This is a genomic window from Natronohydrobacter thiooxidans (assembly GCF_001884735.1).
GTDB classification, from domain to species: Bacteria; Pseudomonadota; Alphaproteobacteria; order Rhodobacterales; family Rhodobacteraceae; genus Roseinatronobacter; species Roseinatronobacter thiooxidans_A.
In genome coordinates this window covers 585,395-599,750 of the sequence record NZ_MJAP01000003.1, presented here as the reverse complement: position 1 = coordinate 599,750, position 14,356 = coordinate 585,395, and the positions used below count along the sequence as shown (strand labels likewise).

12 protein-coding genes are annotated in these 14,356 nt (G+C 65.1%); 7 read left to right on the top strand and 5 right to left on the bottom strand.

Annotated elements, in window-relative coordinates; all coding sequences use genetic code 11:
• Positions 1-184: 184 nt before the first annotated feature.
• Together kduD and BG457_RS05370 are read right to left on the bottom strand one after the other, a co-directional pair.
• Positions 185-919, bottom strand: coding sequence for a 2-dehydro-3-deoxy-D-gluconate 5-dehydrogenase KduD (kduD, locus tag BG457_RS05375; protein WP_071795936.1), 735 nt, complete (start codon positions 917-919; stop codon positions 185-187).
• Between the two features lie 3 nt (positions 920-922).
• A complete protein-coding gene (locus BG457_RS05370) occupies positions 923-1,918 on the bottom strand; it encodes a LacI family DNA-binding transcriptional regulator (RefSeq protein WP_071795935.1) in 996 nt (331 codons plus the stop codon).
• 88 nt (positions 1,919-2,006) lie between these two features.
• On the opposite strand from BG457_RS05370, the gene bglB reads away from it, so the two are divergent.
• From bglB to BG457_RS05335, 7 genes are all read left to right on the top strand, one after another.
• Positions 2,007-3,113: a beta-galactosidase BglB gene (gene bglB, locus BG457_RS05365; RefSeq protein ID WP_071795934.1), complete on the top strand. Its 1,107-nt coding sequence runs from the start codon at positions 2,007-2,009 to the stop codon at positions 3,111-3,113.
• Complete coding sequence (gene kduI, locus BG457_RS05360) at positions 3,110-3,952, top strand: 5-dehydro-4-deoxy-D-glucuronate isomerase (protein WP_071795933.1); 843 nt, start codon at positions 3,110-3,112, stop codon at positions 3,950-3,952. Before bglB ends, kduI begins: the two co-directional genes overlap by 4 nt.
• A complete protein-coding gene (locus tag BG457_RS05355) occupies positions 3,949-6,450 on the top strand; it encodes a hypothetical protein (protein WP_071795932.1) in 2,502 nt (833 codons plus the stop codon). Before kduI ends, BG457_RS05355 begins: the two co-directional genes overlap by 4 nt.
• Positions 6,451-6,462: 12 nt before the next feature.
• Positions 6,463-7,731: an ABC transporter substrate-binding protein gene (locus BG457_RS05350; protein WP_071795931.1), complete on the top strand. Its 1,269-nt coding sequence runs from the start codon at positions 6,463-6,465 to the stop codon at positions 7,729-7,731.
• Between the two features lie 116 nt (positions 7,732-7,847).
• Positions 7,848-8,930: a carbohydrate ABC transporter permease gene (locus BG457_RS05345; protein ID WP_084657471.1), complete on the top strand. Its 1,083-nt coding sequence runs from the start codon at positions 7,848-7,850 to the stop codon at positions 8,928-8,930.
• Positions 8,927-9,982, top strand: a complete 1,056-nt coding sequence (locus BG457_RS05340; RefSeq protein WP_071795930.1) for a carbohydrate ABC transporter permease — start codon at positions 8,927-8,929, stop codon at positions 9,980-9,982. Before BG457_RS05345 ends, BG457_RS05340 begins: the two co-directional genes overlap by 4 nt.
• 9 nt (positions 9,983-9,991) lie before the next feature.
• Positions 9,992-11,038, top strand: coding sequence for an ABC transporter ATP-binding protein (locus BG457_RS05335; protein ID WP_071795929.1), 1,047 nt, complete (start codon positions 9,992-9,994; stop codon positions 11,036-11,038).
• Between the two features lie 157 nt (positions 11,039-11,195).
• Here BG457_RS05335 and BG457_RS05330 read toward each other — a convergent pair whose 3' ends face one another.
• Genes BG457_RS05330 through BG457_RS05320 form a run of 3 tightly spaced genes read right to left on the bottom strand, consistent with a single transcriptional unit; the run spans position 11,196 to position 14,347 of the window.
• Complete coding sequence (locus BG457_RS05330) at positions 11,196-12,704, bottom strand: aldehyde dehydrogenase (NADP(+)) (protein ID WP_071795928.1); 1,509 nt, start codon at positions 12,702-12,704, stop codon at positions 11,196-11,198.
• Between the two features lie 11 nt (positions 12,705-12,715).
• Positions 12,716-13,441, bottom strand: coding sequence for a ribonuclease activity regulator RraA (locus BG457_RS05325; RefSeq protein ID WP_071795927.1), 726 nt, complete (start codon positions 13,439-13,441; stop codon positions 12,716-12,718).
• Between the two features lie 12 nt (positions 13,442-13,453).
• Positions 13,454-14,347 (bottom strand): dihydrodipicolinate synthase family protein, encoded by an 894-nt coding sequence (locus tag BG457_RS05320; RefSeq protein WP_071795926.1) that lies wholly within the window; start codon positions 14,345-14,347, stop codon positions 13,454-13,456.
• Between the last annotated feature and the right edge of the window lie 9 nt (positions 14,348-14,356).

Genomic DNA, 14,356 nt, shown 5'->3' with positions numbered 1-14,356 from the left:
TAACCGGGTAGGCTGCGACCGGTGAGTGCCGACTTAGTATCCGCTTTGGGGAAAGACAACCCGGAGCGCGGCATTCTTCGCCCCGCTGACGGGCCAGACGCCGCCAGCGGGCGCTATCGGCGATGACGGGCCGCCCGGCGGCTCTGACGATGCTTGGATGCGAGGGCCGGGCGGGGTCAGCCCCTCAGCGGGCCAGCCATCCGCCATCGACGTTCAGAACCGCACCATGGATGTAATCCGAGGCAGGTGCGGCCAGAAAGACCGCCGTCTGCGCGATATCCTCGGGCCGTCCCCATCTCCCCGCCGGGATGCGGTCAAGGATGGCCGCAGAGCGCTCGGGATCCTCCCTTAGCGCTGCCGTGTTTGCCGTCTCGATATAGCCGGGGGCGATGGCGTTGACATTGATCCCACCTGCGGCCCATTCATTCGCGAGGATCTTTGTCAGCCCGGCCACCCCATGTTTCGAGGCCGTATAGGCGGGCACCCGGATGCCCCCCTGAAACGACAAGAGAGAGGCGATGTTGATCACCTTGCCACGCCCTTCGCGCGCGGTCACCGCACGCGCAAAAGCTTGAGTGGTGAAGAATACCGCTTTCAGGTTGACATCCATCACCGCGTCCCAGTCGGCCTCGGAATAGTCCAGACTGTCGGCGCGGCGGATCGTCCCGGCATTGTTGACCAGAATATCCACCGGCTCGGCGGCGAAGGCGTCGCGGGCCGCGAGCGGGTCGGACAGATCGAGCGTCAGCGTCCGGCCCTGCGCCCCCAGCGCCGCAAGTGTCTCGGTAGCGGGTCGGCGCGCGGCGACGACAACCTGCGCACCGGCCTGCCCGAGCGCGAGCGCAATGGCCTGGCCGATACCGGCATTGGCGCCGGTCACCAGCGCGGTTTTTCCGTCCAGTCGGAATGGGTTGGTCATGGTCTACTCCTTGCAAGTGCCGGTCGAGGCGCGCTCGATGATCCGGCAGGCGAGCTCTACCCGCCGGGGCGGGGCGTCGGGAAAGGTCAGTGCGTCGCGCAACAGATCCAGCGCAGTAGCGCCGATGGCCTGCATCGGGATCTCGATCGCGCTCAGCGGCGGGGATTGCAGATCGCATTGCGGCAAGCCGTCGAAGCCCATCACGCTGACCTGATCAGGCACCGAAACCCCGGCTTCGGCCAGACCGATCAGCGCGCCGATGGCCAGACTGTCGCCCGCCGCCAGCACGGCGGTGAAATCGCGCGGACCCTTTGACAGGCGCGCGCGGATGGCCTCTGCCGCCAGATCCGGGCGCCAGTCGGCAACCTCTTCGACCAGATCGGCTTGCAGCCCGGCTTCTGCCAGTTGCCCGGCCCAGCCTTCGCGCCGACGCTCGATGGTGCGGCGTCCGGGGCAGGTCAGGAACAAGATGCGCCGGTGCCCTCGCGCAATCAGGTGATCGGTGGCCAGAGCGGCCGCAGTGCGGTTGCAGGGTGCGACCGAACTGAGCCGCATGCGCGGGTCATCGGCATTGACCAGAATCACCGGCCGCCCCTGATCTGCCGCAATCGCGATCTGGGTATCATTTTCCGGCGTCAGCAGCAGATACCCCGCCGCGTCGTCATCTTCGTGGAAAGTCTCTGCGAAATTGGCGGCCATCGCGCGCACGTCAAGCCGCATCCCCAGCGCGGCGGCGCGCTCGCGCAGCCCGTCCAGCACATGCAGGGTGAACTGGCTGCGTGCAGCATCAACCAATGCGGCGCGGCTGGCGATCAGAATGGCGCGCCGCCCGGCAAGTGCCGATTGCCCGACATAGCCCAGTGCCGCCGCTGCCGCGCGCACCCGCGCGCGCACATCCTCGCGCACGCCGGGCTGATCGGACAACACCCGGCTGACCGTGGCGACCGAGACACCGCAACGCTCGGCCAGATCTTCCATACGAACACGTTTTCCGGTCATGCGACCCTCCTCCTTTACCTAATGCAAAATTTTTGCAGTTATTGCAAATGAATTTCGTTATTCATATCGTTTGCGTGGGAGGAGACTCATGGCCGACGATTCGCATATCCGGACAACGCTGGATCGCCTGGTGACCGGGCTGACCGCGCTGACCGATACCGGGCGCTTTGATGAGCCCAATCTCGATGGTACAAGGGGCGACTATATCAGCTTTTCCAGCTGGGAATGGCCGCAGGGCGTGGGGCTCTATGGTCTCGCGCGGCTGTGGATGCAGAGCGGCGAGCCGCGTTGGCAGCGCCTGCTGGAAGACTGGTTTGAAGATCACCGCCAGAACGGCCTGCCGGGGCTGAATGTCAACACCACGGCCCCCATGCTGGCGCTGAGCCTGCTCTGGGCGCGTACCCGCGATCCACGCTGGCAGCCGCTGCTGCAGGACTGGGCCGAACGGCTGTTGCGCGACGCCCCCCGCACCGCCGAGGGGGGATTTCAGCACGATGTCTCTGACAAGATCAATGATGGCGAACTCTGGGACGACACGCTTTTCATGGTGGCGCTGTTTCTCGCCTCTTACGGGCAGGCCAGCGGTCAGCGCGCCCTGATCGACGAGGCGCAGCATCAGTTTCTGGTCCACACCCGCTATCTGGCCGATCCTGCCACCGGCCTGTGGTTCCACGGCTGGAGCTTTGCACGGCGCGACAATTTCGCCCGCGCGCGTTGGGCGCGGGGCAATGCCTGGATCACGGCGGGGCTGGCCGATCTGCCTGATCTCTGCGCGCTTGATCCTGCCATCGCGCGTTTTCTCGACGGGGTTCTGGCCGCGCAGATCGAGGCGCTTCTGCCCCTGCAGACCGAAGACGGCGCTTGGCGCACGCTTCTGGATGACCCTTCGTCCTACATGGAAACCAGTGCCACGGCGGGCATTGCCTATGGCCTGATGAAAGCCGCCCGTACTGGCCGCGCCGGGCCAGCGGCCGCCGAGGCCGGGCGGCGCGGGCTGGATTATGTGCTGGGCCAGATCGGTCCCGACGGCGTGGTCGGCGGGGTTAGCTACGGCACCCGCATGGGCCATGACCTGCAATTCTACCGCGACATTCCGGTGCAGCCGACCGGCTATGGCCAGTCACTGGCCATTATGTGCCTGACCGAGGCGCTGAACCACCCGACGAAATCCCTAACATCGAGTCTGACATCATGATCACCTGGACCAACCGCTACGGCGGATCACCCGCCGCCATTGATGGCATGACAACCGCCGATCTGCGCGCTGAATACATGGTCGAAGGCATCTTTCAGCCCGGACAGGCGCGCATGGCCTATACCCATGTCGACCGGATGGTGCTGGGCGGGATCGTCCCCACCGACAGCCCCATCGCCATCGGCGACGGGGCCGGGGTCGGCACTGCCCATTTCTTCGACGCGCGCGAGGGCGGGATCGCCAATCTGGGCCGCCATCCGGGCGCGATCACCGTGGACGGGACGCGCCATGCGCTGGCCCCGCGCGATGTGCTCTATGTGGGGCGAGGGGCGAAAGATGTCGCGCTGGAATCGGACGACCCCGCGAACCCGGCGCTGTTCTATCTGAACTCGGTCCCCGCCGGGGCCGACCACCCGCACCGCCTGATCACCCGCGATCAGTCCAAACCGGTGGTTTTCGGCGAGACCAGCCGCGCCAGCCAGCGCACCCTGCGCATGTATATCCACCCCGAAGTCGCGCCCTCATGCCTGCTCCTGATGGGCATCACCGACCCTGATCCGGGCAATGTCTGGAACACCATGCCGCCGCATCTGCACGAGCGGCGGATGGAGGCGTATCTCTATTTCGACATGGCCGATGAAGACCGCGTTGTTCACCTGATGGGGCGGCCCGAAAATACCCGCCATCTGATGGTCGCGTCGGGCGATGCGATCCTGTCGCCCGCCTGGTCGATCCATATGGGCGCAGGCACCGGACCCTATGCGTTTGTCTGGGGCATGACCGGCGAGAATCAGGTCTATCAGGATGTCGATCCCGTGCCGGTAAAGGATCTGAAATGACACACCTGTCGCGCCCCTTGCCTGTTGGCGCAACCGTCACCCTGTGGCGGCACTCGACCATTGCCGAGGCGGCATATGACGTGCCCGAACGGCCCATGCAGGGCGAGATGGACCCGTTTTTCTTTCTGACGCGGGACAAGAACTTCATCCCCCACGAATACCCCTGCCGGACCTATTTTGCAGCGGCCTTCCGCGACCAGCGCCCCGATGAGCGCGCGACCGGGGCGCCGGAAACTGTCTGGCTGGGCTTCGGTTCGCCGCGGCTGGATCTGTCGGGCTTCTGGTTCCGGGCCACACGGCTGGCCGCGCGGGCGGAAACCCTGATCCGCGCGCAGGAAGCTGGGACAGCACGGCTGCGGCTCGCGACCTGTGGCGGCGCGATCCTGCGCGTCAACGGCACTGAGCTGCTGTGGATGGCGGGCTATACGCGCAATTATGAGACCAGCGCCGAGGCCGAAGTCACGCTTCAGGCCGGGGAGAACCGGATCGAGATCTTCTTCGATGACCTCGCCGAGCGCGATACGCGCTTCTATGTCCAGCTTGACTATCTCGCCGGGCCAGAGGCCGAGCAGGCAATCCCTGTCAGCTGCACCGAGGCCGAGGCCCGCGCCGTCGAAACCGCGCTTGAAGGCTTCCACTTCCCGCGCTCGACTCATGACGGCGTGCCGGTGGTCCTGCGCCTGCCTGCCCCTCTGGGCGTCGCGGCTCAGGCCGAGTTCCGGATCGAAGGCGATTTCATGTCGCATGATCATTTCCCGCCGATCCACCGCAGCCTGCCCGCCACGACGACCGAAATCGATCTGGGCAATGCGGATGATCTGCCCGGCGATTTCCGCCATGTCCGGGTACAACTGAGCGTGGCGGGCTTCGCAGCCGGGCGGGTCTATGGCACCGAGATTTCCCATGCGGGCAAGCAGGGCCCGGCGCCGCAATCGCCCGATGCGCGTATCACAGAGACGCTGCAAGCCATCGCAGAGGGCGGCGAGGCCGACACGGTGACCGCCATTGCCCGGCTGGCGCTTGGCGATGGCAGCGCGCGCACGCGGGCAATGATCGCCGATGCGCTGCCCCGGATCGATGCCTGCTGGGACTGCGCCGATTTCGCGCTGGTCCCCCTGATCTGGTCGCGCACCCGCTGGCCCGATCTGCTGGGCCCCGAGCTTTGCGCCCGGATCGACCAGACCATTGCGGGCTATCGCTACTGGATGGATGAGCCGGGCAATGACGTGCAGTGGTATTTCAGCGAAAACCACGCGCTTTTGTTTCACACCGCCGCGCATCTGGGTGGCGCGCTTCTGCCCGAGACGCTGTTCACCCGCTCAGGCCGCAGCGGCGCCGAACAGTCCCGGATCGGGGCCGAACGGCTGATCGCATGGTTCGACCATTTCGAGGCCTGCGAAATGGCCGAATTCAACTCGGCCCCCTATTTCCCCATCGACCTGAAGGGCCTGACCGCGATCTTTGCGCTGTCGCCCGATGCCGATTTGCGCGAACGCGCCCGGCGCGGGATCGTGCGGCTGGCAGAGATCGTGGCCAATTCGGCGCATCAGGGCGTGCTGACCGCCGCGCAGGGGCGCAGCTATGAGCATACTCTGCGCGGTACGGTAACGCTGGAGCTATCCGCCATCGGGCGGCTCTTGTGGGGCACCGGCAGTTTCGGCGCAAGGTTTCATGCCACGCCGCAACTGGCGCTGTGCCTGCGCGAACATGGGCTGGCGCTGCCCGACCTGAAGGACCGCGCTTGCCTGAGCGGCGAGCACGCGCAGGAATGGCGCTTCGCGCAGGGCGAGGGGTGTTTCGCGCGCCTCTATCACCACAAAAGCGCCGATCACGCCATGGGCTCGGCCATGGCCTATCGCTGGGGCGACTGGGGCTATCAGGAAACACTGATCCACGCCCGTCTTGGCCATAATCCTGCGGCGCAGATCTGGATCAACCACCCGGGCGAAGTGATCCATTCGGGCTATGGCCGCCCGTCCTATTGGGGCGGGTCCGCCAGCGTGCCACGGGTGCAGCAATATCGAGATCTGGCGGTGGTGCAGTTCAACGGCACCGACCCGCAGCCCGATTTCACCCATTGCTGGTTCCCGGCCCCCGATTTCGACGCGGCCCGCATTCAGGGCGACACCGCGCTGGCGCAGTCGGGGCAGGGGCATCTGATGATCCGCACTTCCGCCGCGCTGCAGGTCGTGGACCATGGCCCGACCGCCGGGCATGAGTTGCGGCTGGCCGGGCGGCAGGGCTGGTGGCTGATCCGCCTTGGCGCGCATGCGCTGCATGGCGATGGCGCGGCTTTCGCGCAACGTTTTTCCGGGCTCACCCTGAACGAGGAGGCAGGGGTGATCCGGGTCGAGGATCCCGATTACGGGGAGGTGCAGTTCCACGCCGACGGGAGCATCCGGGCCGAAGGGCGTCAGCTCTCGGTTTCAGACATGACAATCGAGGGAACGCGCGCCGTCCTGCCGCGCGGCCCTCTGAGGCTTTTCGCGGGGCATTAGGGAGGACGACACATGAAGAAGGTATTTCTTGGTGCCTCGGTTCTGGCGCTGGTCGCTGGCACTGCGGCGGCGCAAACGCAGACGCCGGTGCGCGTGATGTGGTATTCAGACGGGGTAGAGGGCGCGGTGATGGCCGACATCCTGTCCCGCTTCGAGGCCGAGAACCCGGATATCAACGTGATCCTGGACAATGTGGCCTTTCAGGTGATTCAGGAACAGCTTCCGGTTCAGCTGGCCTCGGGGACCGGTCCGGATATTGCGCGTGTGACCAATCTCAAGGCGCAGGCCGATCACTGGCTGGACCTGCGGCCTTATGTGGCCGATCCGGCCTATTGGGAGGCCAATTTCGGGGATCGCTTTGACTGGATGCGCCCCGACGGGTCCGATGCTATTCCGGGCTTCATGACGCAGCTTACGCTGGTCGGCGGTTTTGCCAATGCGACGCTGTTCGAACAGGCGGGTATTGAGCTGCCGGGCCCCGGTGCAAGCTGGGATGACTGGATCGAGGCCAGCCGTCAGGTGGCCGAGGATCAGGGCCTGCCCGCAGCCTTCTCCATCGACCGCTCCGGGCACCGCGTTGCGGGTCCGCTGGCCGCTTACGGCGAGACATTCATCGGGGATGACGGCTTGCCCGCGCCGCTGAGTGATGACGCGATGGAATTCATCACCCGGCTGGTCGACTGGACGGGACAGGGGCTGATGCTGCCCGATACCTGGGTCTCGGCTGCCGGGACGACCTATCGTGCGGCGGCGGATGACTTCACCAACGCGCTGATCCCGTTCTATTACTCGGGCTCATGGCAAGTCGCAAACCTGTCGACCAAGATCGGCGACGCCTTTGACTGGGTGGCCACCGGTTCCCCCTGCGGCCCTGTCGGATGTACCGGCATGGCAGGCGGTGCCGGGCTGGTCGGCATCCGCTATACCCAGAACCCCGAGGCGGTGGCACGGGTGATGGATTATCTGGCATCCGAGGAGGTGGTGCGCGAATTCACCGAGCGCACGCTGTTTCTGCCGGCGCATGCCGGAATCGTCGCGGAGGGCGGGCTGAATTTCCAGTCCGATGACCCCAATGTGCCCCCGGCACTCAGCCGCTTCGTCGAAGCGTCGGGCGAGACCCTGCCTGCGACCGATGCGCTTCCGGCCTGGCGTTGGGCAAATTCGGTCTATGGCGCGCTGGTCACGCGCATCAGCCAGGCCATGGCGGGCGAGCTGACGCTGGAGCAGGCGCGCGCGCTGATTGACCGCGACATCGCGGATCAGGTCGAAGCGGCACGCTGAACTCCACCTGACCTATCGCTGCGCGGGCGCATGTCCGCGCAGGCACCGGCACTTCCGAAACCGCGAGCGGGCGCGCATGCGCCCGTAGCATCGCCAATAGCTGGGGGGAGGGGAGAATGGAAAACGAGATTGCACAGGTCAAAGCCACGGCCGCGCCGGAAGGGTCCGACCGGCGTTTGCGACGGCTTCGCGACCGGCTTGGACCGCTGCTCAGACAGGTGGTGCTGCTGCCGCTTGTCCTGATCTCGCGGGCTATTGATCCGGTGATGCGCCTGATTCAGGCCAAAGCAGGTACTGGCGGCATGATCGCTGTCTTCCTGATCCCGAACATGGCCATCTTCGGTATTTTCGTGATCATCCCGATCATCCTGAACTTCGTCTATTCCTTTACCGGGGGCGCCGAGATCCTGCTGGATCAGCGCGCCTGGGTCGGTGGTCAGCAATATGAGCGGCTGACCGACTGCCAGAACTACCTTGACCCGCTGAGTTGCCGCGAGGATCTGTTCTGGCGGGCGGCGCATAACACCTTCTTCTTCGTCCTGTTTCAGGTCAGTCTTATGGTGTCCGTGTCGATGATCACCGCGCTGATCCTGAACCGCAACATGGCCGGGCGCGGTTTCTTCCGGGCGGTGTTTTTCTTTCCGGTCCTGCTGTCGCCGGTGGTCGTGGGGCTGATCTGGCGCTGGATCCTGCAGCGCGAAGGACTGCTGAACCTGATCGTCACCAATTTCGGCGCCGAACGTGTGGTCTGGCTGAACGACCGTTTCTATGCCTTTGCCGCTGCGATCGGGGTCAGCACCTGGGCGCATATGGGGTTCTTCACCCTGATCCTGCTGGCAGGATTGCAGGCGATCCCGAAAGACCTCTATGAGGCCGCCGAGATGGATGCCACACCGCCCGCCCGCGTGTTCTGGCGGATCACGCTTCCGCTTCTGGGGCCCAATCTCGCCGTGGTTCTGGTGCTGGCGCTGATCCGGGGCGTGCAGATTTTCGATGAAGCCTATGTGCTGACCGGTGGCGGTCCGGGCACGGCGACCATGTTCATGACGCAGTATATCTACGAGGTCGGCTTCGCCTCGCTGCTGCGCAATCCGGGGCTGGCAGCGGCCGCCTCGATCCTGATGGGCGCGGTGCTGGTGGTGCTGACGCTCATGCAGCTGGGCCTGTCACGGCGGGCAGAAAAGGCGAGGGAAAGATGAGCACGATTCTGACATTCCTGACGCGGCGGCGCGGCCATGGCGGGCGCTGGCACTGGACCGATGTGGCCAGCTGGGTCTGGCTGATCGGCGGCACTGTGCTGATGTTCGGCCCGGCGCTCTGGCTGATCTCATCCTCGCTGAAAGATCCCGCGCAACTGGCGGAATTCCCGCCGACACTGCTGCCCTATGTGCAGCAGACGGCGGCGGTCGAGGGCCATGACACCCCGCTGCCGCTGTTCACCGTCACCATGGAGGATGGCAGCACCCGCGATCTGGCGCAGGTCCGGCGCATCGGGGCAAATGCCCAGATGGTCGATCCGGGCGATCCCGACGCGCAGATCTCTGTGCGCATTGCCGACCGCACGCCGGTACGCGATGTCGGGATCGCACATGGAAACTACACCGACCCGTTTCTGCATTTCGACTTCTTCGTCTATCTGCGCAATTCGGTCTTCGTGACCTTCTTCGCCACGATCCTGACGCTCTTCACCAATTCGATGGCCGCGTTTGCGCTGTCCAAATACCGCTTCCGGGGCCGCGATGCGGTGCTTCTGGTCATCGTCGGCACGCTGATGGTGCCGCTCTCGGTGATCCTCGTGCCGCTCTATTCGGTGGTCAGCCGCGTCGGGCTGCTGGATTCGCTCTGGGGGGTGATTCTACCCACCATCGCCACGCCGACCGGGGTCTTTCTGCTGCGCCAGTACATGCTGACCATCCCCGATGACCTGCTTGAGGCCGCGCGGATGGATCATGCCTCTGAGTGGCAGATCTACTGGCGCATCATCCTGCCACTGACGGCTCCGGCTCTGGCCGTGCTGGCGATCTTCTCGGTGGTCTGGCGCTGGAACGACTTCCTCTGGCCGCTCGTGGTGCTGTCACGGCGCGAGCTATACACGCTGCAGATCGGGCTCAACACCTATGCGGGTGAGCTGAATGTGCAGTGGCACTATATCCTGTCGATGACCGTCGTGACGATGATTCCCGTCGTGCTGGTCTTCGTTTTCCTGCAACGATTCATCACCACCGGCATCGCTGGTGCAGGCGTGAAATAGGGGGCGACCATGGGCAGCATCACACTGAAGGATATTCGCAAAAGCTTTGGCGGGGTCCATGTCATTCATGGCGTGGACCTGACCATCGAGAAGGGCGAGCTGGTGGTCTTCGTCGGCCCCTCGGGCTGTGGGAAATCGACCTTGCTGCGGCTGATTGCGGGGCTGGACAAGCCGAGCTCGGGCGCGATCGAGATTGACGGACGCGACGTGACCCGCGCGGGCGCGGCCGACCGGGGGCTGGCGATGGTGTTCCAGTCCTATGCGCTATATCCGCATATGACGGTCCGGCAGAACCTGTCCTTTGGACTGGAGAACACCCGCATGCCGCGATCCGAGATCGCGGCGCGCGTGGCCGATGCCGCGCGGATGCTGGAAATCGAGGAGTTGCTGGAACGGCGCCCGACCCAGCTTTCCGGTGGCCAGCGCCAGCGGGTGGCGATCGGGCGTGCCATCGTGCGCGACCCCACGGCCTTTCTGCTGGATGAGCCGCTGTCGAATCTGGATGCCGAGTTGCGGGGCACAATGCGCGCGGAGCTTTCCGCCCTGCATGACCGGCTGGCCACGACGATGATCTATGTCACCCATGATCAGGTCGAGGCGATGACGCTCGCCGACCGCATCGTTGTGCTGCGCAAGGGCCGGGTCGAACAGGTGGACACACCGCTGAATCTGTACAACCGGCCCGCGAACCGCTTCGTGGCAGGTTTCATCGGCGCACCAAACATGAATTTCTTTCCCGCTGTCGCCGAAGGGGGGCAGGCCGCATTGCCGGGCGGGGTGCAGGTTGCCGTGGCCGCAAGCGGGCCAGTGTCATTCGGCATCCGCCCGCAACATCTGCGTCTGGCTGCGCCGGGGGAGGCCGGTATTCCGGCCCGGGTGACGCTGGTCGAAGCGCTCGGGGCAGAGACTGTTCTACATGCCCGCAGCGACGGGGATACCGATGTTCTGGTCGTGCTGGAAGGTCAACCCGAGCTGCAGCGCGGTCAGGAGCTCGCGCTGGCCTTCGATGTGGAACATCTCCATGCGTTTGATGCACAGGGTCAGCGCATCGACTGACGCGCTGACCTGTCCGAGACTTTCGGCGGCGTGAAGGCAACAGGGAAGGCCCCGCCACCGCCCGCCGGACAGCGTAAAGCACCGGGCAGGGGCGCAAGCGATTTGACGTCACGACCTTGGCCGCCGGTCACCCCTCGAAGAATTGCTCTCGTTGGGATCATCCTCGCGGCAATAGCGCTTCTGGAAGGTTCTGATAGCACACTGGCCGCAGGAAACGACGGATCGATAATGTGCCGACCGAGGTGGCACCGAAATTGGTCGAAGCGGGGTAGGGTCCGCCATGCACCATGCTGTCGGCCACTTCGACCCCGGTGGGGTAGCCATTGGCCAGAATACGCCCGGCCTTGCGTTCCAGAACCGGCATCAGGCTTCGGCCAAGGTCGGAATCCTCTGCATCCAGATGCAGGGTGCAGGTCAGCTGGCCTTGCAGCGCACGGGCGATTTCCAGCATCTGACCTGTATCCTGCGCCCGGACAATCAGCCCGAGGGGGCCAAACACCTCTTCGCCCAGATGGTGATTGGCAAGCCAGACCGCGCCACTCGTCTCATAGAGACAAGGCGTGGCGTTGCGCTGCCCGGATGTGGTCGTCAGCACGGTCTCTACGCCCTCGCTTGCCGCCACACGGTCGCGGCCCGCGCGATAGGCTTCTGCCATGCTGTCGGTCAGCATGGTCTGCGCTCCCACATCCTGCAACGCGGCTTTGGCGGTCGCGGCGAAACCTTCAGCATCCGGTCCGTCCAGCAGCACGGCAATGCCGGGATTGGTGCAGAACTGCCCCGCGCCCATGGTCAGGCTGGCAGCCCAGCCGTTCGCGATCTCATCGCCGCGCGCGCCTAAGGCGCCGGGCAGAATGAACATCGGATTGACGCTGCCCAATTCACCGAAAAACGGGATTGGTTCGGGACGTGCGGCGCAGAGATCAAAGAGCGCGCGCCCCCCGGTCAGGGATCCGGTGAAGCCAACCGCCTTGATCAGCGGATGCGTGACCAGGGCTTCACCGACATCGCGCTTGCCGCCCTGAATGAGCGAGAACACACCCGGATGCAGCCCGCAGGATTTGGCGGCGGCGGTGATGGCGTCGCCCACCAATTCGCCGGTGCCGGGATGGGCGGAATGGCCCTTGACCACAACCGGACAGCCCGCAGCAAGCGCCGCTGCCGTGTCGCCGCCCCCGACCGAGAAGGCCAGCGGGAAATTCGAGGCTCCGAACACCGCCACTGGCCCGATGGGGCGCTGGATCATGCGCAGTTCCGGGCGCGGGGCGGGCTGGCGGTCGGGCAGGGCGGGGTCATGGCGCAGGTCCAGATAGTCGCCCTTGCGGATATGGGATGCAAAAAGCCGCAACTGTCCGGTTGTGCGCCCACGTTCACCGATCAGCCGCGCTTCGGGCAGACCCGATTCCTGCGACCCGATTTCGGTGATCGCATCGCCACGAGCGTCAATCTCATCGGCGATCTTGTCCAGAAACTGCGCCCGATCCTCGCGCGAGGAATAGCCGAAGGACCAGAATGCGGCCTCTGCCGACTTGCAGGCGCGGTCCACCAGATCCGGCGTGCCAACGGAAAACGCATGCGCGGTCCCATGTGCGGGGCTGGAGGGGAAGCTTGCGCTGCCCGCGACCTCTTCGCCTGCGATCAGGTGCTTGCCGTGCGGGGTATGGGTCATGTCAAAGCCTTTCAACGTCCGGTTTTCTTGCGCCACTCAGCGAATGCAGCTAGGTTTTCTTCCTGCGTCGGCGGGTAAAGCCCGATCACACCCGCGCCGTCATTCACCTGTTCAAGAACGAAATCCTCAAACACTTCCATTTCGGCACATTCCGCAGCGATCTCCTCGGTCAGATGGGCCGGGATCACCATAACCCCGTCCCCATCCCCCAGCAGCACATCGCCGGGAAAGACCGCGACCCCGCCGCAGGCGACAGGGATATTGATGTCGAGCGCTTCATGCAGCGTCAGGTTGGTGGGGGCGGATGGCCCGGCGCAATAGGACGGCATGTCCAGCGCACCGATCCCCGCCATATCCCGAAACCCGCCATCCGAGACAACGCCCGCCGCCCCGCGCCTGGCCAGCCGCGTGATCAGGATAGAGCCAGCCGTGGCCGCACGCGCATCGCCGCGCGCGTCCATGACCAGCACATGCCCGGCCGGGCAGGTCTCGATCGCGACGCGCTGCGGGTGTTCGGGGCTGCGAAACGCGGTGATCGGGTTGCGATCCTCGCGCGCCGGAATGTAGCGCAGCGTGAAAGCCTGCCCGACCATCACTTCGGATTTGGCGGCGACAGCGCGCACGCCCTGAATGAACTGATTGCGCAGTCCACGCTTGTAAAGCGCGGTTGCCACTGACGCGGTGGACACTTTTTTCAGCACCGCGCGGGTGGCGTCGGAAAGGGTGTAGTCGCTCATGTTGCTATCCTGTCAGATCAGGTTGTTTCGGGTCAGGAACTGGTGCAGGCGCATGTGCTGACTGTCGGTCAGCGGCCATGCCGAGGGCGCGCGGGTCGGCCCGCAATCAAGGCCCGTCGCCTGAAGCGCCGCCTTGACCCCGGTGACATTGGTGCCGTTCATTTCTTCGGCGCGGATATCCTCGAACGCGCGCATGCCTGCGATCAGGGCATTGGCGCTCTGATAATCCCCCGCTTCAAGTGCTGCGTGAATGGCAAGAGACCGCTCCGGCCAGATATTGATCAGCCCGGATGTGAAACCGCGCGCACCCACCGCGTAAAAAACCGGCGCCCAGATCTCTGCCAGACCACCGACCCATGTGATGCCCGGATCGCAGGCAGCGATGGCTTCCGCCAGCCGCAACGGATTGGGCGTGGCCCATTTGACGCCGCGCACATTGGGCACGGCGCAGAGATCGGCAATCGCGCGCGTGCCAATCGCATCGTTGCGCAGATAGAGCATCATCGGCAACCCGCCGGAGGCATCATTGATCGCATGCAGGTAATCGACCACGCCGCGCGGGGCCACAAATGGATCGGGCGGCTGATGGACCATCAGCGCCGTCGCGCCCGCCTCTGCCGAGGCGCGCGCCAAGCAGATCGCATCGCGCAGCCCCCGCCCGACACCTGCCAGCACCGGCGCGCGACCATCCACCATGGCCACAGTTTCGCGCACCATGGTCGCGGCCTCATCGGTGGTCAGGGCATAGAACTCGCCAGTATTGCCATTGACTACTGGCATATGCAGCCCGGCCCCCAGCGCCCGGTCAAGGATCGGGGCCAGACGTTCGGGGGCGATATCACCCGCGCTGTCATAGGGGGTGACAAGGATGCCGGAAATTCCGCGCAGGGCGTCGTCGAGTGTCATATGGTCTTC

Excerpts from the sequence above, each read along its gene's own strand:
- kduD (WP_071795936.1), bottom strand. The coding sequence starts at position 919 with ATGACCAACCCATTCCGACTGGACGGAAAAACCGCGCTGGTGACCGGC.
- BG457_RS05370 (WP_071795935.1), bottom strand. The coding sequence starts at position 1,918 with ATGACCGGAAAACGTGTTCGTATGGAAGATCTGGCCGAGCGTTGCGGT.
- bglB (WP_071795934.1), top strand. The coding sequence starts at position 2,007 with ATGGCCGACGATTCGCATATCCGGACAACGCTGGATCGCCTGGTGACC.
- kduI (WP_071795933.1), top strand. The coding sequence starts at position 3,110 with ATGATCACCTGGACCAACCGCTACGGCGGATCACCCGCCGCCATTGAT.
- BG457_RS05355 (WP_071795932.1), top strand. The coding sequence starts at position 3,949 with ATGACACACCTGTCGCGCCCCTTGCCTGTTGGCGCAACCGTCACCCTG.
- BG457_RS05350 (WP_071795931.1), top strand. The coding sequence starts at position 6,463 with ATGAAGAAGGTATTTCTTGGTGCCTCGGTTCTGGCGCTGGTCGCTGGC.
- BG457_RS05345 (WP_084657471.1), top strand. The coding sequence starts at position 7,848 with ATGGAAAACGAGATTGCACAGGTCAAAGCCACGGCCGCGCCGGAAGGG.
- BG457_RS05340 (WP_071795930.1), top strand. The coding sequence starts at position 8,927 with ATGAGCACGATTCTGACATTCCTGACGCGGCGGCGCGGCCATGGCGGG.
- BG457_RS05335 (WP_071795929.1), top strand. The coding sequence starts at position 9,992 with ATGGGCAGCATCACACTGAAGGATATTCGCAAAAGCTTTGGCGGGGTC.
- BG457_RS05330 (WP_071795928.1), bottom strand. The coding sequence starts at position 12,704 with ATGACCCATACCCCGCACGGCAAGCACCTGATCGCAGGCGAAGAGGTC.
- BG457_RS05325 (WP_071795927.1), bottom strand. The coding sequence starts at position 13,441 with ATGAGCGACTACACCCTTTCCGACGCCACCCGCGCGGTGCTGAAAAAA.
- BG457_RS05320 (WP_071795926.1), bottom strand. The coding sequence starts at position 14,347 with ATGACACTCGACGACGCCCTGCGCGGAATTTCCGGCATCCTTGTCACC.